At 66.3% G+C, this 22,237-nt stretch carries 19 protein-coding genes and 1 pseudogene; 8 read left to right on the top strand and 12 right to left on the bottom strand.

Annotated features, from left to right (window positions below):
- The first annotated feature begins 324 nt into the window (after positions 1-324).
- Positions 325-1,137 (top strand): siderophore-interacting protein, encoded by an 813-nt coding sequence (locus tag ABD301_RS04680; RefSeq protein WP_344307474.1) that lies wholly within the window; start codon positions 325-327, stop codon positions 1,135-1,137.
- A gap of 39 nt (positions 1,138-1,176) precedes the next feature.
- Here the strand turns inward: ABD301_RS04680 and ABD301_RS04675 are convergent, their stop codons facing one another.
- Positions 1,177-3,579, bottom strand: coding sequence for a hypothetical protein (locus ABD301_RS04675; RefSeq protein WP_344307472.1), 2,403 nt, complete (start codon positions 3,577-3,579; stop codon positions 1,177-1,179).
- The gene (locus ABD301_RS04670; protein WP_344307470.1) at positions 3,534-5,132 is read right to left on the bottom strand and encodes an alpha/beta fold hydrolase; all 1,599 of its coding nucleotides are present in this window, start codon (positions 5,130-5,132) and stop codon (positions 3,534-3,536) included. Before ABD301_RS04670 ends, ABD301_RS04675 begins: the two co-directional genes overlap by 46 nt.
- Positions 5,133-5,209: 77 nt before the next feature.
- Here ABD301_RS04670 and ABD301_RS04665 point away from each other — a divergent pair, with 77 nt between their 5' ends.
- A complete protein-coding gene (locus tag ABD301_RS04665) occupies positions 5,210-6,028 on the top strand; it encodes an RraA family protein (RefSeq protein WP_344307468.1) in 819 nt (272 codons plus the stop codon).
- Positions 6,029-6,158: 130 nt separating this feature from the next.
- Complete coding sequence (locus tag ABD301_RS04660; protein WP_344307466.1) at positions 6,159-8,057, top strand: hypothetical protein; 1,899 nt, start codon at positions 6,159-6,161, stop codon at positions 8,055-8,057.
- A gap of 5 nt (positions 8,058-8,062) precedes the next feature.
- Here the strand turns inward: ABD301_RS04660 and ABD301_RS04655 are convergent, their stop codons facing one another.
- Positions 8,063-9,250 carry a citrate/2-methylcitrate synthase gene (locus ABD301_RS04655; protein WP_344307464.1) on the bottom strand — a complete coding sequence of 396 codons (1,188 nt, stop codon included), beginning with the start codon at positions 9,248-9,250 and terminating at the stop codon, positions 8,063-8,065.
- 85 nt (positions 9,251-9,335) lie between these two features.
- Here ABD301_RS04655 and ABD301_RS04650 point away from each other — a divergent pair, with 85 nt between their 5' ends.
- Together ABD301_RS04650 and ABD301_RS04645 are read left to right on the top strand one after the other, a co-directional pair.
- Positions 9,336-10,481, top strand: coding sequence for a citrate/2-methylcitrate synthase (locus ABD301_RS04650; RefSeq protein WP_344307462.1), 1,146 nt, complete (start codon positions 9,336-9,338; stop codon positions 10,479-10,481).
- An 80-nt stretch (positions 10,482-10,561) separates the two neighbouring features.
- Complete coding sequence (locus tag ABD301_RS04645) at positions 10,562-12,559, top strand: ArnT family glycosyltransferase (protein WP_344307460.1); 1,998 nt, start codon at positions 10,562-10,564, stop codon at positions 12,557-12,559.
- Here the strand turns inward: ABD301_RS04645 and ABD301_RS04640 are convergent.
- Entirely contained in the window at positions 12,501-13,028 is a 528-nt protein-coding gene (locus ABD301_RS04640) for a gamma carbonic anhydrase family protein (protein WP_344307458.1), read from the bottom strand. The two genes, ABD301_RS04645 and ABD301_RS04640, sit on opposite strands and share 59 nt — an antisense overlap.
- Positions 13,029-13,110: 82 nt before the next feature.
- Between ABD301_RS04640 and ABD301_RS04635 the strand changes: the two genes are divergently transcribed.
- Positions 13,111-13,872: a crotonase/enoyl-CoA hydratase family protein gene (locus ABD301_RS04635; RefSeq protein WP_163572157.1), complete on the top strand. Its 762-nt coding sequence runs from the start codon at positions 13,111-13,113 to the stop codon at positions 13,870-13,872.
- A 76-nt stretch (positions 13,873-13,948) separates the two neighbouring features.
- Here ABD301_RS04635 and ABD301_RS04630 read toward each other — a convergent pair whose 3' ends face one another.
- The 5 genes and pseudogenes from ABD301_RS04630 to ABD301_RS04610 form a co-directional block, all read right to left on the bottom strand.
- On the bottom strand, positions 13,949-14,452 hold the full coding sequence (locus ABD301_RS04630) for an anthrone oxygenase family protein (RefSeq protein WP_163572113.1): 504 nt from the start codon (positions 14,450-14,452) through the stop codon (positions 13,949-13,951).
- A 105-nt stretch (positions 14,453-14,557) separates the two neighbouring features.
- A complete protein-coding gene (locus ABD301_RS04625; RefSeq protein WP_279582261.1) occupies positions 14,558-15,094 on the bottom strand; it encodes an SDR family oxidoreductase in 537 nt (178 codons plus the stop codon).
- Between the two features lie 43 nt (positions 15,095-15,137).
- Positions 15,138-15,362, bottom strand: a pseudogene (locus tag ABD301_RS04620) (SDR family NAD(P)-dependent oxidoreductase); the annotation flags it as partial.
- A gap of 202 nt (positions 15,363-15,564) precedes the next feature.
- Positions 15,565-15,777, bottom strand: a complete 213-nt coding sequence (locus ABD301_RS04615; protein ID WP_344307454.1) for a hypothetical protein — start codon at positions 15,775-15,777, stop codon at positions 15,565-15,567.
- A 109-nt stretch (positions 15,778-15,886) separates the two neighbouring features.
- A complete protein-coding gene (locus ABD301_RS04610) occupies positions 15,887-16,573 on the bottom strand; it encodes a VC0807 family protein (RefSeq protein WP_344307452.1) in 687 nt (228 codons plus the stop codon).
- 49 nt (positions 16,574-16,622) lie between these two features.
- Between ABD301_RS04610 and ABD301_RS04605 the strand changes: the two genes are divergently transcribed.
- Together ABD301_RS04605 and ABD301_RS04600 are read left to right on the top strand one after the other, a co-directional pair.
- Entirely contained in the window at positions 16,623-17,438 is an 816-nt protein-coding gene (locus ABD301_RS04605) for a hypothetical protein (RefSeq protein WP_344307450.1), read from the top strand.
- Between the two features lie 117 nt (positions 17,439-17,555).
- On the top strand, positions 17,556-18,245 hold the full coding sequence (locus ABD301_RS04600; protein WP_344307448.1) for a glycoside hydrolase family 75 protein: 690 nt from the start codon (positions 17,556-17,558) through the stop codon (positions 18,243-18,245).
- On the opposite strand, the gene ABD301_RS04595 is transcribed toward ABD301_RS04600, so the two are convergent.
- The 3 genes from ABD301_RS04595 to ABD301_RS04585 all read right to left on the bottom strand — a co-directional run bounded on the left by ABD301_RS04595 (position 18,242) and on the right by ABD301_RS04585 (position 22,172).
- Positions 18,242-18,922: a YoaK family protein gene (locus ABD301_RS04595; protein WP_344307446.1), complete on the bottom strand. Its 681-nt coding sequence runs from the start codon at positions 18,920-18,922 to the stop codon at positions 18,242-18,244. The genes ABD301_RS04600 and ABD301_RS04595 overlap by 4 nt on opposite strands.
- Positions 18,919-20,652 (bottom strand): pyruvate dehydrogenase, encoded by a 1,734-nt coding sequence (locus tag ABD301_RS04590; protein WP_344307766.1) that lies wholly within the window; start codon positions 20,650-20,652, stop codon positions 18,919-18,921. Before ABD301_RS04590 ends, ABD301_RS04595 begins: the two co-directional genes overlap by 4 nt.
- A 65-nt stretch (positions 20,653-20,717) precedes the next feature.
- A complete protein-coding gene (locus tag ABD301_RS04585; RefSeq protein ID WP_344307444.1) occupies positions 20,718-22,172 on the bottom strand; it encodes an FAD-dependent monooxygenase in 1,455 nt (484 codons plus the stop codon).
- Positions 22,173-22,237 lie beyond the last annotated feature (65 nt).

The following is a 22,237-nucleotide window of genomic DNA, read 5'->3' as shown; positions in this document are numbered from 1 at the left end:
TCCCAGGAGCTGACGGCCACCGCGGTTTGCGGCGGCCGGGTCTATCAGTCGTCAGACGGGGACTTTTCCGACCGCAACCTGGGGGAAAAACCAACGCCCGCAACATCGTATTGCGTGCGTGAACAACACGAACACAAAACCTCGCGACCGTCCAAGAGTGAACCACAGTCCAGCGTCCAGCGCTAGCGTCGGGGCCCCACCGGATTGCCCCATTACGGCCCCTGGTTCGGCCGTACGATCGCGCCGATGGCGGTGAATTCTCACGATGCCTCGCCAGCACCTTGGCGAGTAGGTAAGGCTTACCTAGCCGTGAGAGGAGCGCGTATGTCTGAGGTGACCGCCGTCCGAGGCCTGACCTCCCGCTCCGGGCGGGCCATGCGGTTGTACCGCGTCAGGGTCGCCGGCCGAGCCGCCCTCAGCCCGCACCTGGTGACGATCAGCCTGGCCGGTGACGACCTGCGGCACTTCGTCAGCGAGGGGCCGGACCAGAGAGTAAAGGTGCTGCTGCCGCAGCCCGGACAGGCAGAGCCAGCGGTGGACGACGACATGACCCCGCGAGGCATCCTCGGCCTGCCGGAGGACGTACGGCCGGTGATGCGGACTTACACCGTACGCCGGCACCGGCCGGCTGAGCGGCAGGTCGACATCGACTTCGTGCTGCACGAGGACGGCGGGCCGGCATCGCGGTGGGCGGCCACCGCGGCGATGGGGGACGCGCTGGCGCTCTGGGGACCGGTCAGCGCCTACCAGCCGGCGCCGGGGTGCCGCTGGCAGCTGCTGGTGGGCGATGAGACCGCGCTGCCGGCGATCGGGGCGATCGTCGAGGCGTTGCCGGCGGGCGTACGAGCGGAGGTCATTGTCGAGGTCTCCGACGCGGCTGACGAGCAGCGGTGGGCGACGGCCGGGGACGTGCGGGTGACCTGGCTGCATCGAGACGGCTCCGAAGACGCGGTGCTCGCGGCGGTGTCCAGTGTGGACATTCCGGCCGACGCCCCCCGGTGCTACGCCTGGATCGCCGGCGAGCAGTCGATGGCCCGGGCCGTACGGGCGCACCTGGTCCAGGACCGGCGGTTCGACCGGGAGGACGTCTACTTCTCCGGCTACTGGCGCCGGGGCAAGAGCGAGAACGAGGATTGAGCGCCACCGGGCCGCCGCGGTTAGTGCCCACTGTGGACGCTATGCCGTGACAGTGAACGTGTTGCTCTCTACGTTCGCATTCGCGTCATGGGCGGTGAAGCTGACTTTTTCGCCGGGCCAGGCACCGTAGAGATAGGTGCCATAGCTTTCGACATAAATCGGCGGGACGGCCGTTTTCGGGTCGACGCGGGCGCTGAGGTTCCCCGTCGCATCCGCTGTGCATTGCACCAAAGGACTGCTGTATCGCAGATCGTAAAGACTGTTGCCAGGGATCCAGCCGGCAATCGCCACGAAGACGTAGACGGTGCCGCTCGGTTTGAATCCGGTGCCCTTCAGTGTCAGGGTGTTCACGTCGTACCCCGTGAGCACCGGCGGCGGCGGGGGCGGTGGCGTGGGTTTTGGCCCGGTGTCGAACAGGGCCTGTTGGGACGTGACACCGTCGCCGCTGGAGTTTTTCCCTTTTACGGTCCACCAGTAGGTGGTCTTTTCCAGGAGGTCCGTGTCCGGACTGTACGAGGTGCTGGTAACCTCCTTGCTGAAAGCGGCTGCCCCACCGTTCACCGCAGCCGTGATGATGAAGCTGCTAGCTCGCCGCGAGTCGCCGGCGTACGGGTCATGCCAACGAAAACTGGGACGCAGTGGCTGGTTGCCGATATTGACCGGTGTGTCCAGCACCGGAATACCAGGCTTCCCGCGGATGATCTTGACGGCTGCTCCGAACTCGGTCTGCATTCCGCAGACGGCTTGCCTGGCCTTGACCAGACCGTCCAAGGGAAGCCGTACGTTGACTGGTACGCCCAGCAACCAGTTGGCGTCCTCGTCCATCCCCACCGCGGATCCGATGAACTGCCATGGGGCATTCGCGCTTTCCTGGAGAAATACCTCAACAAGCGCACCGGACACGACGTTGATGACTGTGACCACGGTGCTTTCGGCCGTCGGCGTCGGCGGGATCTGCGGCGGCCCAGGACTGTCCGGTCCGAGTACTGTGAGCGCGGCGGAGTCCAGTTTCTGGGTGGAACAAGCCCATTCTCGGACCACCACCTGGTCGCCCTGTCGAAGGTAGGGCGTGACGGGAATGAACTGCTGGGCGGGCTCTCGCGCCACGATGACTTCGGAAATGGGCGCGAACGACGTCCCGTGCTGGGCCCAGGCCTGCACCAGCGAGTTCTGGTGGAAATCGGCGATCCAGATACCACGGCCGCAGGCATGCAGTTTGGGATGGATCGTCGCGGCCTTGGTGACATCCTGGTGGCTGTCCACCCCCAGCGGTGGCTCCGACAATTTCCCGATGACACCGCAGATCTCCTGACGGACCTGGACATTCGCGCCGGCCGGCAGTGGGTCGACCTGGAAGTCGTACGAACCAGCGGCCGGCGGCATGCCGCGATAGACCGTCGAATCGATTTGCAGGCTGATGGTCGCCCCGGGGGCGTAATTGGCGACCCGTACCTTGTTGGAGCCCGCACACAACGGGCCGATGATCGACGGTGGGTCGACCTTGTCCGGCGCCACCACCCGCACCGACGGGTTGGTCGGGCTCGTTTTGTTGCAAGGTTGGGGAAACACTTGAGTAGCGGCGATGGTGTCGCCCTCGACCAGCGGTTGCACACCCATCCACAATGCCGAGCGGTCGAATCCGGCGGTCTGGGTGACGCCGGATTTGTGGGTGAGGGTCACTTGGGCGCCGTCGAGCACATCTGTCACCAGGACGGCCGTTTGGCAGCTCACCAGCGGTGCTTGGACGGTGGGCGCGGACAGCGTCGCTGGCAGCTGATCAGGCATGATCGGGACCGTGGGACCCGGACCGATCGGGGTGATCTGCCGCAGACTCACCGGCGAGCCAGCCGAAATCGGGGCGGCCAGCGTCAGCCGAGCCTCGCCCTCGTACGCGGTTCCTTGCGCTTGTACGACACCACTGAACGAAACTTCGATGGTGGCGCCGGGAATCGCGCCAGTGATCCAGACGTACCGTCCACATTGGAAAAGGTGGGTCAGCGCGCCCAGATAGCCAATCTCGTCGAGGCTCACCGGTGCCGGCTGTACTCCCATCGCCATGTCGGTGGGCGTCATCGAGCTCTTGTCCGCGCCCACTTCCTGGTACGCGACCAGTAAATCGTCGGATCGTAGCGGCGAGAGAGTGGTCAGCCGCTCGTCCCCGCCGAACTTCGCGATTTGCTGGGCGACCACCCGTGGCTTCGCGCCAATGGACTCCACGGTGACATGGGCGCCCTTCAGCGCGCCCTGCACCCGTACTGTGGTGCACAGTTCTGACACCGGCCCCACCAGCGTCGGAATCACCAGTGTCGGCGGCGGATCGGCGAAGGCCATCCTGGGCACTCCGACGGTCGCGGCGACCGCGACCGCACCAGCCCATCCCAGCGCGGCCCGCCGGCTCACCGCGCCGGACCGGGAACGTTCTTCATCTTCTCGCTGTGCCATAGATCCTCCCGCGTCACTGACCGAAAACGTCGGTCTCGGCGGACAGCTTCCGGGATGGCTCTGGATGTTCTCTGGATCCTCTGTAAGGCGTTAGCCAGGACTGGGCCGATTTCGGTCAGCGCTGCGGCCGACAGGAGGTCGTCGTGGCGGGCATGTACGTCGTGGCTCTCGATGCTGCCGCCGATGTAGGGCGTCCACTTCGCTGGCACCAGTGTGTCCGAGATCCGGTCCACCATCGACCGGAAGAACAACAGGTCTCCGTCGAATTTCTCGAAGGTCGCACTTTGCTGCAGAACGGCCGCGTTGATGAAGTTGTCGACAACCGCGGAGAGCGTGAAGTCTTCCAGCTTGGCGAGAATCCCGTCCTGCTCGCGGATGATCCGGGTGACCCGCTCGTGCCGCGGCGGCTCGTCGTCGAGCGCGCTGAGGTCATAGCCAGCCATGTAGAGCAGCGAGCGGAGCGCCTTTTGTTCGTAGTCCACCGAGAATGACTCCCATAGATATTTCGGGTAGGCGTCCAAAATGGACAACAAGGTGACCGGCTCGCCCAGGTTTCGCAGCCGGACGGCCATTTGCTGGACGAGCACCCCGCCAAACGACAGCCCGATCAGTCGGCACGGGCCGTGCGGCTGGATCGTCCGGATGTGGTCGAGGTATTCGCCGGTCATCTCGGCGAGGCTGCCGGCGAGGTCGCGGCGGCGGTCGAACCCGCGGGCCTGCAGGGCATACAGCGGAATGTCGGCGCTGAGGTATTTGCGCAGGCCGGCATACTGCCAACTCAGCCCGGTGGCGCCATGGACGCAGAAAAGCGGTAGCTGGGATCCTTCCGTACGAATCGGTAGGAGGACGCCCAACGCGGCGGTCTCGGTGGCCGTACGCTCCGATTCCAGCAGGCCAGCCATCTCCCGGACGGTCGGGTGCGTGAACAGATCCATCACCGGGATGTCCCCCGACATCCGTCGGCGCAGGATGGCCTGCACTTTGGCTAGCAGCAAGGAATGTCCGCCGAGATCGAAGAAATGATCCGTGGCGCCGATCCGGTCCACTCCAAAGACCTCCTCCCAGACCTGCGCGACCAGCTTTTCCGCGTCGGTGGCTGGCGGCACGTACGAGCCGTCGGGTCGGGTTGGCGCCGAACGTGCCAGCAGCGCCTTGCGATCGACTTTTCCCGAGGACAGCAAGGGGAAAGTCGGCAACAACACATATTCGGCCGGGACCATGCGGTCGGGGAGGTGGGTGGTCGACCACTGCCGGAGTTGTTCAGTGCTCACGTCCCGCGTGTCACTTTCGGCCACCGTGTACGCATAGAGCCGGGACTTCTTCGCGAGAACAACGGCCTGGCGGATGGCCGGGTGTTGAGCCAGCACCGCCTCGATCTCTTCCAGTTCCACCCGCATGCCGCGGATTTTGACCTGGTTGTCGGCCCGGCCGAGGAACTCGATCGCGCCGTCGACCCGGTAGCGGACGATGTCGCCGCTCGCATAGAGGCGGGCACCTGGCTCGCGGGCGAACGGGTCGGCGACGAACTTAGGTGACCCTAACTCGTACCGCATTCTGTTGTCGAGCAGGTCCCTAATTCGCCATCGGCGGGGCTCGTATGTGCTGGTGAGACGTGTGATAGGGATGAGACATGCGGATTGCCCCGAGCGTTGACGACCTGACCGAGCTGACCGCGGCCTGGACGGGTGAGAGGTCCGCCGACGGCCGGCCGCGGGTGTGCGACGCGACCTTGCAGAAGCTGGCCGGTGCCACCACCGAGCAGGCCTGGGATGTGCTGCGACTGCACGGATATCACCGCCAGTTCGCTGGCGGTTGGCGCCAGACGCACCCGGGCGCCATCCTGGTCGGCCGTGCGGTGACGGCCCAGTTTCTGCCGCACCGCCCCGATTATGACGCCGCCGTGGTGGCCGCCGGCGCGCGCGAGGGTCGGCTGGCCGGCGACCGGCAGAATTCGTGGATTATCGAGACACTGCAAACCGGTGACGTGATGGTGTGCGACATTTTCGGCAAGGTTCGCAACGGTACGGTGATCGGCGACAACCTCGGTTCGGCGATCGCGTCCCGGACCGGCGTGGGCGCGGTCATCGATGGCGGGATCCGGGACATGACCGGACTGTCCTCATTGGACGGAGTGAACTTCTTCTTTCGGGACAACGATCCGACCGCGATCGCGGACGTGACACTGGCCGGCATCAACGTGCCGGTCCGGCTCGGCGAGGCCACCGTGCTGCCCGGCGACGTGATTCTTGGTACGCCCAGCGGCATCATGACGATCCCAGCGCAGTTGGCCGACACGGTCGCCGAGGCCGCCGATGACATTCGGGTGCGGGACGTTTTCGGCAAACTCCGGCTGGCCGACCGGACGTACACCAGCGCCCAGATCGATGTGGCCGACTGGGAGCCGGCGATTGAGGCCGACTTCCAGACTTGGCTGGCCGCGCATGCATAAGAGGTATCGCCACAAGGGGAGACGATGAGGGCTGATCGCGCAAGCCTTTGAGCAGGGGGAAGACGCGAGGCGCGGGACTTCGTACGATATGGATCACCGAAGAACTGTGCCTTGGTCTGTGGGAGGACGCGTGGAATTGACGCCTACCGGAGCGGTGTCCGATCGTTCCCCAGCAGGTGCTCGACGACACCCGGTCACCACCGCGCCAGCTCGGAACGAGGGCCACGGCATGGCGCCGGTCGCGCGAGCACTGCTGGATCTGCAGCGTACAGCGGGCAACAAGGCGGTCACCACGCTCGCGACACGCCGAGTTCCGGTGCAGCGCGCCAACGCGGTCGTGTCGAAAAGCGGGATGGTCGGGGACATCCCCGGGCCGCAGGTGAACGACGCCGCCGATGTGCGGTTGGCGATCGAGCGGCTCATGCATCTCAACAGCATCACCATGCCTGGCTACGACGCGATTGCCGAGGTGTTGCGCCAGCACGACGCGGAGGTCGCCGCGCTGCCCAAAGCCGAGCAGGCCGCGGCCAGGAAGAAGCCGGTCGATGTCGCGTCGCTGGCGCCGCTGGTCGCCGCGCTCGTACGCAACGCAGAGGGCAGCATCAACCCAGGCGTGGCGCAGTGGCAGCTCGGCGTCCAGATCGGCGCACCGGTCGGCCCCGGGCTGGACAATGTCCCGTCCGATGTCGAGATGCTGGCTCGCGCGCTGCAGTTCGAGGGACTCGCGACCAATGTGACGGCCGATGCCGCGTCCCATCTGCCCGCCGTTCTGGAGGGCCTGGCCGATCTCAAGAACAGGATCTTGACGGGCGTACGCCCCGAAGGCCCCCGATTGCCCGGCGGATTGGCCGCGGCGGGTTCCGGCGACTACAGCAAAGTCACGGCGAGCCTGGATGGCGCCGACCGGGTGCCAGAGGAAACCGTGCTGGACTGGGCGAATTTGTTGTCCAAGACGGCAAGGGTGGCGCCGGCCGAGACACCTGGCAGCACCATCACGAAGGCGCAGATCTGCCAACAAATCGCTGCCAACCGAGCGAATATTCCGAATCGCCCCGGGGTTGGCCTGGCTTTCTCGAAGCCCGTCGCGCCCTACCACCAGGGCATTTCGTACACCCGGAGCAAAGAGCTGCTTCGAGCGGGCGCGGAGCCTCGACCGGCGTCATTAACGGAGGGCTCCGACAGTCGTACGGCCGCGAACAACGCCGCGTGGGACGAGTTGCTGACCGAGGGGAGCGCGGGTTCGGGCAACTCGTACGACTCGCAGCTCATGACGGTGGGGCGGGGTTTCGGTGTCCAGGGCGGGCAAGGCGCGGCTGTGCTGAATGCCTTCTTCTCGGCTGATGCCTCCGCGAAAAGTGCGCTGCTCCACGTCGGATTCACTGTCGAAGGCACCACCGCGGTGGTGGTCGACACCGAACACCAGGTCGTGCTGCGGGGCGACGCTGCCCTGAAATACATCACGCTGAACAAGGCGATTTACAGCCAATTGGCCAACACCGCCGAGTCACCTGCGCACATTGACAAGATGAGCGACGCCCAGTTCGGCGTGATGCGCGACAACGCCGCGAAGATCCCGCAGGAGGTCTTCGACGGGGGCACTTATGTGGAACCGGCTCAGAAGCCGAGCAAGGCGGTGCCCAAGCCGGGGCCACCGCGCAGTGTCACGATCACAGCTCCATGGAATGTGGACGTCATGCGTTTCGCTGTCCACCTCAAGCACGCGGCTGGTGGGATCACCTGGAACAGGATGATCACCGAGGGCACCGGTTCGGACGGACGCGGAGACATCAACAAGCTGGCCGGGTTGATTCTGCCGCATCTGCCGCCACACTCGGCCTACGGCGCCGGACAGCTGTGGGGTGGCGAGGAAAATCGCATGCTCGAATGGGGCGAGCACCTGGTGGGCAAACAGCTCAGCAAGATCGCCAAGCTGCCGGACGCGGCGACCGTGCCCGCCGGCACCCGCTATTTCGCGGTCACCGGTGGATTCAAGGTGTGGTCCGCCGGGGTTTCGCTCGCCTCCGAATAGCCCGTTCACGCTGGCGGCATCGGCCCGACGTAAATGCCGGAGGGGCGAAAGCGCAGTGGTTCCTCCGCGTATTCCTCCATGGCGTGCGCGGTCCACCCGATCAGCCGCGACAGCGCGAAAATAGCCTCGCCGGCGTCCGCGGACATGTCGAAGGCGTGCATGACCGCGGCAAGCGCGAGATCCACATTCGCGAAGGTCTCCGGTTGAGCGGTCCGGATTTCGTTGACCGCGCTGGAAACCGCGACGGCGGACGGGTGTCGGAGGCCGGCCAGCATATCCAGCAGCATTTCCGCGCGCGGATCGCGGTGCGCATAAACGCGGTGACCGAAACCCGGAAGTGGACCGCCGAGCCGTAGGCGGTCCGAAAGCGCGGTCATCGGGTCGGTCAGCGCGTCGGCCAGGAACTTGTACGCGAGCGTGCTCGCCGTCCCATGGAGCTGCCCGTCAAACGCGCCCAACCCGGCGGACAGCGCCGCGTAGAGGTTCGCCCGGCCGCTCGCGGCCACCCGGACGGCCAGCGTCGACACCGCGAGGTCGTGGTCGGCGAGCAGGATGAGCGCGGCCCGCAGGATCGCCACGCACGCGGGATGCGCGGGGTGCCGCGTGAGCCGCGACCAGACCGCGGCCGCGAAGTCGTGCGCCGGCCGCGGCTCAGCGGGCGGCAGTGCGGCCACGACCGACCCGAGCAGCGAGCGGGCGGTGCGTACGGACGCGGTCGCGGACAGGTCGAAACGCAGCGGGTCGAGCGCGCCGAGAGTCGCCACGATCAGCCGGATCCGGTCGACGGACCGGGCGTCAGCCGGTAACCCCGCAGTCGCTCGTACGGCCGCGGCCACCTGCTCCGGGACCACTGGAAACGGTTCCGCAGCAGCGAAATCCGCCGTCCAGAGCCACGACGCGACGGCTTCCACCGGGTGCTCCCGGGCCAGCTCGGTCACCTGGAGGCCACGGTAGTAGAGCGTGTCGCGGTCAAGCAGCGTCAGGCTCGTACGGATGCGCTCGACCACGCCGACCGCGCGTGCGTCGCGACCGTGCTCGGCCAGCCGTTCGACTTCATCAGCGGCGAACCGGCTGCCGCGCTGCCCGCTGGTCCGCAGGCTGGTCAGCAGGCCGCGGCTGACGTACGCATACACCGTTTCGGCCTTCACTCCGAGCCGGCGGGCCACCTGCTCAGTGCTGAGGTAACCGTCCATCTCGCCTCCGAACATTGATTAAATCAATATTGACAATACTTGATGGACGTATCGAGAGTAGAGGGCGACCCCACAAGGAGAATCCATGTCAGTGGCAACAGACCCGATCCAGGTCCCGCGCGGACTGAAGAACGTGGTGGTGACCGACACCGAGCTCGGCGATGTCCAGGGCAGTGCCGGTTTCTACCACTACCGGCAGTATTCGGCGATCGAGCTCGCCGAGAAACGCACCCTCGAAGAAGTCTGGTATCTGTTCGCGTACGGGCGGCTCCCGACCGCCGAACAGCTGGCCGCCTTCCGGGCCGAGGTGGCGCCACTGCGCCCACTGCCGGCCGAAGTGCGCCCGGTGTTGCGCTCGATCGCGCTCGCCGGCGCCACCTTCCACCCGCTGGCCGGCCTGCGTACGGCGTTGTCGCTGATCGGCGCGGCCCGCGGGCTGCGGCCGGTGTACGACCAGAATCCAGCCCAGCGACGCGTGGACGCGCTGCTCATAAGTGCCGTCACGCCGACCGTACTGGCGGCGCTGCACCGGATCCGCGAGGGCCTGGAACCGGTCGAGCCGCGAGCTGACCTGTCCGCGGCGGCGAACTGGCTCTACATGGTGACCGGGGCGGTGCCCGAAGCCGCCAAGGTGGCGGCCATCGAGTCGTATCTGGTGTCGACCGTGGACCACGGCTTCAACGCGTCCACTTTCACCGCGCGCGTGGTGGCCTCGACCGGCGCGGACGTGGCCTCGGCGGTGGCGGCCGCGATCGGCGCCTTCTCCGGGCCACTGCACGGCGGCGCGCCGGACCGCGCGTTGGAAGCGTTGGACGCGATCGGTACGCCGGACCGGATCGACGAGTGGGTACGGGCCGAGATGCTGGCCGGCCGCCGGATCATGGGCTTCGGGCACGCGGTCTACCGCACCGAGGACCCGCGGGCGCGGATGCTGCGGGAGATCGGCCAGCGCCTCGGCGGCGATCTGGTCGACTTCGCGGTGGCTGTCGAACGCCGCGTGCTGGCGCTGCTGAAGGAGCTCAAGCCGGGCCGCGAACTGCCGGTCAACGTGGAGTTCTACGCCGGCGTGGTGATGGAGCTAAGTGGCCTGCCTCGGTCAATGTTCACGCCCACTTTCGCGAGCAGCCGGGTGATTGGTTGGTGCGCGAACATCCTGGAACAGGCCGCTGACAGCAAAATCATCCGACCCATCGCACGGTACGTGGGACCACCGGCACCGCAGCCCCTCTGAGCGCGTGCCGCCTCATCGGCTAGGGTGCATTTTTGGCCCTGCGGGTGACCTCACCTGCCCGTCCGCGCGTCTGGATATATGTGATTGCACTGCTGCTCGTCGTCGTAGTGGCCGTCGAGGCGGCTTTTGTCGCGCGCCTGCACAAATGGTGCGGAGCGAAGGCGGTGGTCCGGGTTGCCGTGCTCGGCACCGCCCTGATCTTCACCTTCGTCGCGCTGTTCTCGGTGCCACACCTGCTCACCCGGACGGCCATGGTGGTGGCCTGGGCGGTCGCCGCGCTCGCGCTCGGCGGCTACCTGGCCTACCGGCTGCGTGACCGGTTCGGGGAGGCCCGCGACCTGCCGCGTAAGTGCTGGCAGGCGATCCGGCGTACGGCCGCGGGCTTCACCCTGGTCGAGTGGGTCGGCGGCGGATTCCTGGTGGTGATGCTGCTGGGCGAGTTCGTCTCGGCGATCTACGCGCTGCCGACCAGCCTCGACTCGCAGGCGTATCACCTGCCACGGGTGGAGCACTGGCGAGTGGACGCGTCGGTGGAGCCGTATCCGGCCGCGATCGTGCGCCAGGTGCTTTACACCCCAGGCGCCGAATACCTGATGCTGGTCGTACGGCTGCTGTCCGACTCGGTGCGCTTGGGGTCGCTGGTGGCATGGGCCGCCACCGCCGGGATAGCGGTGGTGTCGCATCGGGTCGCCGGGCAGCTGGGCCTCGGACGTACCGGCCGGATGGCGGCCGCGATAGTCGTGTCGACGGTGCCGATTTTGGTGCTACAGGCCTCCAGCGCGTTGAATGACCCGGTTTTGGCCTTCTTCTTGCTGTGTTTTGTCAGTCTGGTGCTGGAACTGCGCAACGGCGGCGGTGGCTGGCGGCTGGCCGCGATCACCGGTCTCGGGCTCGGCTGCTGCATTCTGGTGAAAAGTACGGCCTTCCCGATCTGCGCCGGTTTTGGCCTGTGGTGGGCATACCTGCTGATTCGCCGTGGTTGGCGCGGTGTCGGGTGGGGAGCTCTCGCCGGCGCGCTGGCCGGCGTGATTTTCGCCCCGTACATGCTGATGATGTATTCGGTGTGGGGATCTCCGCTGGGCGGCGGGGATTTCGTCACCGAGACCACGATGCGCCGGCACGGGCCGCTCAGCATCGCGTTGAACGCGATCAAGTTCGGCGCGAGCGAGATGTTCACGTCCAACGACAGCGCGACGCAGGTGGTCTGCTTGAACACTCGGCGGGCCGCCCGGATTTTCGGGCTGTCGCTGAACGATCCGCTAACCAGCTTCTTCAATGCCGATTTCCGCTGTCAATTCCAGCTTGGTGAGATGGTCGCGCCGGCGCCGCTGCAGGTGGTCCTGATCCTCACCGCGGTCATCGTGGTGCTGTGGCTCGGAAACGCGCTGCACCGGATGTACGCCGCGGCTGTCCTGGTTGGCGGGTTGCTGGTCATCAACATTTTGGCGTACCAGGTCTGGATCAACCGGCTGCTGATGCCGTTGATGCTGCTGGCACTTTTGCTCTTACCGGTCGCGGTTTCCTTGCTGGCCGCGAAAAGACCTTGGCTCCGGGAATACCGGCTGGCCATCGGCGGTGCGTTGGTCGCGCTGGTGATGATCGGCGGCGCCGAGGCGATGGCTTTCGGCGACCCGCGACCGGCGTACCGGCTGGGCATTCTGTTCTCCCAGCCGGCCGACCCGGTGCCGTCGCTGCTGCCCTCCACTCGTGCCCTGGTGGCCGGAATCGAACAGGTGAAGAAGTCCGGCGCGAAAGTGGTCGGGCTCTCCGAGTTCGAGAACAGCCAGGAATACGCGATCTGGGTTGGGCTCGGTGCCTCGCAGGACAAGGTCCGGTTGGTCGCCATGAAGAGCGTCATTCCCAAGCTGCAGGAAGACACTAGCCAAGTGGATGCGGTGTTGTGCGTACAGGTGAAGGTGTCCGACTGTGCGGACGTGTTGCCGGCCGGCTGGAATGTCCAGGTGCACACGGACCCGGAAAGCTCGGTGATCGCAGTGGTGGCGCTTTCCCCGAAACTGGCTACATCCGCTCCAGGGTCCGGTGCTGGTCAGCCAGGTAGCGGTAAACTTCCGCGTTGAGCGCGATTTTCTGACGGTCGGTGTCGGAAAGTTGGCGGACGACCCTCGCCGGTGTGCCGACCACCAGTGAGCCGGCCGGGATTTTGGTGCCCTCCAACACCACCGCGCCGGCCGCCACGATCGAGAAAGCGCCGACCACCGTTCCGTTCAACAGCGTCGCGGACATGCCGATCAGCACGTCATCCTCCACAGTGGACCCGTGGATGACCGCGTTGTGCCCGACCGACACCCGATCCCCGATGGTGGTGGGAAAACCGGGGTCGGCGTGCAGCACGCTGTGGTCCTGGATGTTCGTCACGCTGCCGAGGGTGATCTCGGTGGTGTCGGCCCGGATGGTGGTGCCATACCAGACGCTGGAGGCCGGCCCGATCCGTACGTCCCCGATGACCCGGCACCCGGCGGCCAGGAACGCCTCCGGGTCGATGCGCGGACGCCGATCGCCGATTGCGGCGACAAATGGTTCACTCATGGCGTTCTCCTTGGGGGACGGCTTTTCACAGCGTACGAGTGGATACATGAAGGTGCCGCTGGCGGGGCCTAGAATCCCGGGCATGGCGGAAAGTGTGCGGGTGGAACGCAGCGGGCCGGTGACCACCGTGGTGTTGTCTCGGCCGCAGGCGCGCAATGCGGTGGACGGGCGGACCGCAGCGCTGCTGGCGGACGCCTTTCGGGAGTTTGACGCCGATCCAGCTGCCGCGGTCGCGGTTTTGTGGGGCGAGGGCGGCACGTTCTGTGCGGGCGCGGACCTGAAGGCGATCGGTACGCCCCAAGGCAATGCGGTCACCGCGGACGGCGACGGGCCGATGGGCCCAACGCGGATGCGGTTGGGTAAGCCGGTGATCGCGGCGATCGCCGGGCACGCGGTGGCCGGCGGGCTGGAGTTGGCGCTCTGGTGTGATTTGCGGGTAGCTGACGAGACCGCGGTTTTCGGGGTGTTCTGCAGGCGGTGGGGCGTGCCGCTGATCGATGGCGGCACAGTGCGGCTGCCGCGGTTGATCGGCGTCAGCCGGGCGATGGACCTGACGCTCACCGGGCGGGCGGTGCCGGCGCAGGAGGCGTACGCGATGGGGCTCGCCAACCGGCTGGTCCCTGCTGGGCAGGAGCGGGAGGCCGCCGAGCGGCTCGCGGCTGAATTGGCCTCGCTTCCACAGACCTGCCTACGGGAAGACCGGCTTTCGCTGCTGGAACAGGAATCCCTGAATGAGCCGGCGGCATTGGCCAACGAACTGCGGCACGGCTGGGTATCGCTGGGCGCGGACGCGGTGGCCGGCGCGGCCAGGTTCGCCGGTGGCGCCGGTCGGCACGGCGGCTGACTTTCCTCACAAGATTCACCAAATGAGCCCGGATCGCGCCAAAGTCGGCGGGATCCGGGCTCCTTTGCCTTGCGGACTATGCGGTCGTACGCCCTGCCATGACCAGGGCCCAGGCCAGGCAGCCAAAGGCCGCGGTGTTGGTGAGTGCGCGTACGAGATTCCATCCGAGCCAGGCGTTTTCAAAGGCGTGCCGGACGGCGGCGAGGTCGCCGATCTTGGCGGGGTCGCCGGCGGCCATCAAGGCGTCGTTCAACGGGACGTTGGCGGCAATGGTGACCACGAAAGTGACCAGATAGAACAACACGGCGGCGAGGATCCAGGGGAAAACCCGCCACCCGCTGCCGCCCATGTGCAGCGCCGCGGCCACGATCGCGGTCAGTAGTGCACCCATGAAGGTGAGGAAGAACCAGCCGTTCAGGATAGCCACGTTGATGTTCTGCATTGTTTCGATGAAGGTGCGGTCGCTGCTGGCGGCCAGGCCGGGCATCACCGCGCAGCAGAACCCGTAGAAAAGCCCGGCGATCAGGCCGGTGGTGAGGGTGGCCGCGATCAGCGACAAAACCCGCAGAAAAGACAACATGGATCCTCCATGGCCGAATGCTTTGCGTTGCATTCAGTTAAGCGCAGCGGATCCGCGCGGGCCATGTTCCAGAAACTCACCCGCATGCGCGTACGTCCACCAGACCTACTTCCCGATCACCGGGCCGCCGGCCTGAATCGTCTGGTCGATCCAACGATCGGGGTCGGCGGCCTTGATCGCGTAGTCGGCGGCCACCGACGGGTGCGGCAGGATCAGGAATTCCTCGGTGGCCAGCCCGCGAACGGCGGCCTCGGCGACGTCTTCGGGGCGCAGCAACGGACCTGCCGCCGCGATCGCCAGCGCGGACGGATGACCGGCCGCTATGCCAGGCATCAGAAGGTCGGTGCGGACGCCCAGCGGGCACAGCGCGCTGACCCGGATCCCGCGCGGTTTGTAGGTCACCGCAAGCCATTCGGCCAGCCCGACCGCGGCATGTTTGCTGACCGTGTACGGCGCGTCGCCGGGCACGCCGAGCAGGCCCGCGGCGGACGCGGTGATCAACAGATAGCCCGAACCACGCCGGATCATTCCCGGAACGGCCGCCTGCGCCGCGTAAACATGCTGGAGAACGTTGATTTTCCAGGAACACTCCCACTGTTCCCTCGGTCGCGTGCAAGCCGGTTCCAAACGCCTGCCCGGCATTCGAGCAGAACAGGTCGAGTCCTCCGTACGATTGCTGAGCTGTCCGCACCAGCCGTTGCATCTCGGTTTTCGAGGAGGCGTCAGCGCGAACCGCGACGGCCTGCTGGCCTTGCGCTTCAATGCCGGCGGCAACCGCTTGCGCCGCCTCACCGTCAATGTCCGAGACGACCAGCCCGCGGGTGCCGGCCCGCGCCAACCGCCGGGCCAACGCGGCGCCGATGCCTTTTCCGGCGCCGGTGACGATGGCTATCCGGTCGGTCAGGATCATCAGAACTCCCCGTTGTGTTTCGTCGCTGGGCATGCGGATCATAGGTCGATGGCTGACTTGGATCGGATCCATGTCACGTTCGGCGCGATTCTTTGTTATGGCGATGACAAGGCGGCGGCAACCTTCGTTGTCTGTCGGACAGCGCAACGCCCCGCTGCGTGCGTGGGGCGCACGAAGCGGGGCGTTGCTTCCGGGGGACCGGCTAAAGGAGAGACGCGGTGGAGGACGGGATCCGCGCGCTCACGTAGTCGCTAACGGTCCGCCACTGCGTCTCCTGCTCCTCGGGTTTGACCAGCATCTGCCCGCAGTGCTGGCAGCGGGCCATCTCCAACGTCTCGTACGGGCGGCAAATGGCGCCGAGGGCGTTCCCGGGCTGATGCGCGTGGCGCTGGACAAAACGGGAGCTAGGTGACAAGGGTCGGTCCTCCGGCGTCTCGGATGTCACGAAGAGGATGTTGTCTGTCACTGTAAGTCGCTGCACGTGCACGATGCGCGTCCCGGCTGAAGATCATTCAGCCCGCGCATTAAACCGTCTGGAAGCCCCGGGCGGCGGCCATCCGCTGGCGGCGTCGTGCGTACCACATGGTCCAGCCGACCAGCCCGATGATCACCGCGATCGGGAGCTGCTGGGAGATGGCGACCATCACCGTCAGCGGCAGCAGGAACACCAGGACTGTACGCGTGCCCACCTCGGCAAGCAGGACGACACCCCAGACGACGGTCAGGAAATACTGCGTACTGCGAAAACCCTTGAGCTCCCACAGGTCGTTCCAGCCTTTGATGCCGGCCGGCGTGCCGTCCGTACCGAACCGGCGGCCGAAGAAGAACATCAGTGGCCGCGGGAAAAGCAGCGATCCCAGGCAGACGATGCCGAACAGCGCGGTCGGCGCGGAGTCCTTGATCAGCGCCACCTTCGGGCTGTTGAAGGCCAGCGAACTGGCGATCCCAATGACCAGCAAGATGAGCACGAACAGGCTTAGTTCGTCCAATCGGCGCTGTTTCGCGTACACGATGGCGAGCTCGACGGCCGGCCAGAGGCCGCTGATGGCGAGCGCCGCGACCGGGCCGATGCCGTACTGGGTCAGGACGAAATACGTGACGGTCGTCAGGATCAGGTTGAAGAAGATGGTCGGCAACATGCTTTTGAGGAAGGCGCCGAAGCCGGCGCGTTCGCCGGTCGGTGCGGTGGCAGTGGTCTGCTGCTGGGTCATCGGCTGGCTCCCGTGCGGAGAAGTAGATGTGACGTTTACGATGACGATCGTGAATCAGCACGTCAAGTCTGGGCGCGGACGCTCGGTGAGCTTTGTCCCGTTTGTGTTCGGGGTGTCCCAACAGGAAGAGCTGCCGGGGACGGTGCTGACCACCCTGCTGGGCGATCTGGGCCTGACCACCGCGGCGGCGCGGGCGCTGATCGCCCGGATGCAACGCGACGGCCAGCTGGCGGGTACGCGCCGTGGCCGCGGTGTCGACTACCGGCTGATCGGGGAGTTCCTTCGGCAGTTCAAGCGCATCCAGACGGCCGAGACACGGCCGCCGATGCGCTGGACAGGTGCGTACGATGCGCTGCTCTTCCAGGTGCCCGAGCAACACCGGGCGTATCGCGACGCTCTTCGCCGGCATGCGCTCTTCGCCGGCTACGGCATTCTCCAGCCGGGTGTGCTCATCTCCCTGTCGGACCGGCGGACGGTGCTGGAGAGCCGGCTGCCGGATCCGCCGGACGGGTCCCGGCTGCTCTCGGCGCGGCTGGAAATGTCCATCGAGGACGCGGCGGAGGCCGCTTGTCGCGGATGGGATTTGTTGGGGCTCGCTGAGATTTACCGCGCTCACCTGCGGAGTTTGCGGTCGGAGCTGGGAAAGAAGTCGCCGTTGCCGGCCACCGGTGCGACCCTGCGGCGCTGGAACGAGCTGAGCGTGGCGGCGCTGGTCGATGTCGGCCGGTTGCCGGACCTGCCGCCGGAGCTGCTGCCGCAGAACTGGCCGCGACCGGAGCTGTTGGACGCGCTGGCGAAGATTGAGGCGCGTTTTGGCGGGCCGTCGCGTGCCTATGTTGGCTCGTACGGCCGGCAGCTTCGCTGATTCTCGCCCGATTCCATCGCGCTGCCATCGCGCCTTCCTAGCCTGCGACGCGACGCCGGGTCGTCGTGACCCGGCGGGCGCCGGCTTCCAGGCCGGCCTCGGCAGGAAGGAAAGCCTGTGCGTAGATGGAAAACGCTGGTCGCGGCTGGCGGATTCGCGGTCGTGATGGTGCTGGCGTCGATGTCGCCGGTCGGCGCCGCTGCCGTACGTCCGCTGGATTCCGGCCCGACCGCGAGCCAGTTGCTCGCGAAGGTCGGCAACTGTACGACAAAGCTGACCAAGGAGCCGCTGCAGGAGGACGAGGACTCGCCGCGGAACGTGAACGTGTGTGGCGCCAACGGAGCGGTGTTCTACCAAGCGGACATGGATGTCGACTGCGACGGCCAGCGTACGGATCAGTGCAACGAGAACACCGACTGCTGCTATCAGGATGACACGACTTTCCACCAGTCGGACGGACAAGCGCTCAATGCCGCTCAGCTGCCGTATATCGTGATGCCGCGCGACAGCAGCAACTGGGACTGGCATCAGAATGGCATCGACGGCGGGTCGGTGGCGGCAGTGATCTATGACGGCAAAGTCGAATACGCCGTGTTTGGGGACACTGACTCACCAAACAAGGTCGGGGAGGCCTCGTACGCGACCGCCCAGGCTCTCGGGATCGACCCGGACCCGCGCTCGGGCGGTGTCGACGACGGTGTCACCTATATCGTCTTCTCCAACACCACTGCGGATCCCATCGAGTCACATGACTCCGCGGTGACCCTCGGACAACAAGCCGCGCAGAATTTCATCAATAACAACTAGGCTTTGCGTTCGTGCCATAATCCGTACGTGAGCAGGGCGAAGGCGGCGGTCAGGATGCCGGCGGCGATCCACAGTGCCCGGTCGCCCAGGGCCATCGTGGCCAGCGCGCCGATCGCGGCGCCGACCAGGAAAGACAGGCAGACCATCCCGAACCACAGCGTGAGACGCCAGTTCTTGGTGCGTACGGCTGAAAACGCGTTGCTGACCAGTGAACGCAGGTTGTTCGTGGTGACGATGGTGCTGTACGACTGATCGCCCACCTTTCGGAACGAGGTGGACTGCAGCGCGGCGGCAAACGAAATACCGAGCGCCAACCAGCCGGTCGTGAAGACCGTCGGCAGACCGGCGACCACCACCAGGAACACGATCTCCAGTCCCAGCGTGGTGGCCGCCGGCCAGCGGATGTATTTGCGGGCAGCGGGCTGCATAATGCTCTCGCCCACCAGTGCACCCACCAGGAACGCGGCGATCGGCAACGCGTGCTGGGCTGTGTCCGGCCAATGGCCGCCGGCCGCGGCTACCCCGGTGAGGATGATGTTTCCGGTCATCGCGTTGGCGAAAACCTGGCCGTGGTTCAGATAGGTCAGCGCGTCCAGGAACCCGCTGGCGATGGCCAGCAGCGCGGCAATCAGCAGCGACTCCTGGCCATCGCGGACCCGGTGCACCGGCACGGTCACGGGCGGGGCACGTTTCGCAGGTTCGCGCGGGCCATCTCCACCATGTCGCCGACGCCGCCGGTCAGCACGGTCCGGCTGATCGCGGCGGCAAAACCACGCACCTGTCGGCCGGTGACCCGCGGTGGCACGGCCAGCGCATACGGATCGGTGACCAGATCGACCAGGGCCGGACCCGGATGCGCGAACGCCTCCACCAAAGCGTCTCTTACCTCGGCTGGTTTTTCCACTCGTACGGCGTGAACTCCGGCGGCCCGGGCGATGCCGGCGAAGTCGACCGGCGGATGGTCAGTACCGTAGTCGGGGAGGCCGTCGACCAGCATTTCCAGTTTCACCATGCCCAGTGTCGCATTGTTGAAGACGACGACCTTGACCGGCAGATCCGCGGACGACAACGTGAGCAATTCGCCCATCAGCATGGCCAGCCCGCCGTCACCGGAAATCGACACCACCTGGCGGCCCGGGGCCGCCAGCTGCGCGCCAATCGCGTGCGGTAGCGCGTTGGCCATGCTGCCGTGCCGAAAAGAGCCGAGCACTCGGCGTTTTCCGTTCGGCGTCAGGTAACGGGCCGCCCACACGCAGCCCATGCCGGTGTCCACGGTGAAAACCGTGTCGTCGTTGGCCACCTCGTCGAGGACTTTCGCCGCATATTCTGGATGGATCGGCGTCCGGTGCTCGATGTTCTTGGTGTACGCGTCAACGACGACTTCGAGTTTGCGGGTGTGCTCTCGCAACATCTGGTGCAGGAACGACGGGTCGGTTTTCTGGGTCAGCTTGGGCAACACGGCCCGGATGGTTTCGGCGACCGAGCCGTGCACCGCCAGATCCAGCACGGTCCGACGGCCCAGGTGTGCCGGCTCGATGTCCACCTGGATGGTCTTGGCCTGCGGCAGGAACGTGTCGTACGGGAAATCGGTGCCCAGCATCACGATCCGGTCCGCCGCGTGCATCGCGTCGTAGCAGGCGCCGTAGCCGAGCAGGCCACTCATGCCCACGTCGTACGGATTGTCGTACTGGATCCATTCCTTGCCACCAAAGGAATGGCCCACCGGCGCCTGCAGCCAGCTGGCCAACTCCATCACGTCATCATGCGCGTTTTCGCAGCCGGCGCCGCAGAAAAGCATCACCTTCTCGCCGTTGTTGAGCAAGGTGGCGAGCTGGTCGACGGTGGTGGGTGGGGGCACCACCGCGCCCGGCTCTGCTGGCCGGAAATCCTCGTCGCTGCCATACGCTTTGCGTTCGGCGATGTCGCCAGGGATCGTCAACACCGAAACTCCGCGCCGGCCAACGGAAGTTTGCATGGCCGTACGCAACAGCCTGGCCATCTGCTCCGGCTGGGAGACCAGCTCGCTGAAATGGCTGCATTCGGTGAAGAGGCTTTCCGGGTGAGTTTCCTGGAAATAGCCGGAACCGATCTGTCCGGACGGGATGTGCGAGGCGATCGCCAACACCGGCGCGCCACTGCGATGCGCGTCGTAAAGGCCATTGATCAGGTGCAGGTTGCCCGGGCCGCAACTGCCCGCACACACCGCCAGTTTTCCGGTCAGCTGCGCCTCGGCGGCGGCGGCGAAGGCGGCCGCCTCCTCATGTCGTACATGCACCCACTCGATGCCTTCGGTGCGCCGGATGGCGTCGACGATCGGGTTCAGGCTGTCGCCCACGATGCCGTAGACTCGGCTGACTCCGGCCCGCCGCAGCGTCCGGACGAGCTGTTCGGCCACAGTTGGCACGATCGGCACTCCCTCATTGGTGACTGTCCTTTGTCGCCATCCTCTCCCACCGATATTCATGCGTCCAACTACCCGCCGAACCACGTTCGCAGAGTGATCGTCAGATCGTCCGGTGAGGTGTCCTCCCAACAGACATAGCCATCCGGCCGTACGAGCACACTGCCAATTTCGTCGGACTCACCGGTGATGATGTGGACCCAGTCGCCCCACCGGGCGGCGGCATGAGCGAATGTGCTGTCCGGGCTCAGATCCAGCAGGACCGGTCGTCCACTGTGGAGCAACTCGCGGGCCGCGACCGTGCCGTCGGGTGTACGAACTTTGGCCGGTGGCAGGAATTCGCCGCAGTCGTAGCGTACGTCCAGCGCCGTGATCATGGCGCCGAGGAACTGGTTCACCTCGGGGATGTCCATCATCTCGGTGAAAAGCTCGCGGAGCGGGGTGACCTGCGGACTGGGGTTCATCAGGGCGACCTGGGCGCGGGTGTTGTGCAGCACGCCGGCCGCGACCGGCCGGCGCTCGGCGGTGTACGTGTCGAGCACTTCGTCGCCGGCCCAGCCCTGCAGCGTGGCGGCCAGTTTCCAGCCCAGGTTCATCGCGTCCTGAAGGCCGAGATTCAAGCCCTGGCCACCAAAAGGGGAATGGATGTGCGCGGCGTCGCCGGCGAGCAGAACTCGGCCGCGGCGGTACGTGTCAACCAGCCGGGTGTTGTCGGTGAAACGGGACACCCACTGGGGTTCCGCGGGAATATCGACCGGCCGGCCGACCACTCGCGCCAGCGATGCGGCCAGCTCCGCCTTGGTCATCGGCTGGTCCCGGTCGGCCCTGTCCGTGGGCGGACTGTCGAACTCGACGGTCAGCACCCGCAGTGGCGTCACCTGGATCACGCCGCCGTCCAGCCGATGCCAGCCGGCGCCGGGGTTTTCCAGCAGCTCCGGCACTGCCACGTCGCCGAGCCGGCCGGTGATCGTGGGTTCGTGGCCGTCGAGGGGAAAGCCCGCGAGCGTACGAACGGTGCTCCGGCCGCCATCGCAGCCGACGAGGTAACTGGCCCGCAGGTCCGTGCGGCCGTCCGGGCCGATCACCGACACGGTCACTTGGTCCGCGTCCTGGTGGAGACCGACGATCTCGTGTCCACGTAGGAGGGTCGCGCCGAGCCCGATGGCCCGCTGGGCGAGGAAATCCTCCAGGTCGGCCTGCTGGATCCCGAGGAAGCCGGCCTGGTTGGTGGGCAGCCGGTCCAGCCGGATCGTCCGGATGCCGGCGAAATGCGCCAGCGGAATGCCCCGCGCCCTCGCCTGGTACGACCGGAGCCGGCTGGACTTGCGCTCGGCCCGCGCCCGCAGCCCCTCGACCATCCCGCGCAGCTCCGCTGACTCCACCGTACGCGGATGCAGCCCACCGGCCTTGGAAAAACCGGTCGACTCGGCCAGTTTCTCCACCACGGTCACGGTCACGCCGAACAGCCGCAGTTCGGCGGCCAGCATCAGACCGACCGGTCCGGCCCCGGCGATGATGATCCTCATCAGATCTCCTTAACAAGTTAAATGGCGTCTGTTGCCGATCGTTCCCTTAACTTGTTAAGGTGTCA

Origin of the sequence: Fodinicola feengrottensis (genome assembly GCF_039530045.1) — a bacterium.
GTDB classification, from domain to species: Bacteria; Actinomycetota; Actinomycetes; order Mycobacteriales; family HKI-0501; genus Fodinicola; species Fodinicola feengrottensis.
The sequence above is the reverse complement of the archived record's forward strand: the minus strand, read 5'-3'. Positions and strand labels throughout refer to the sequence as shown.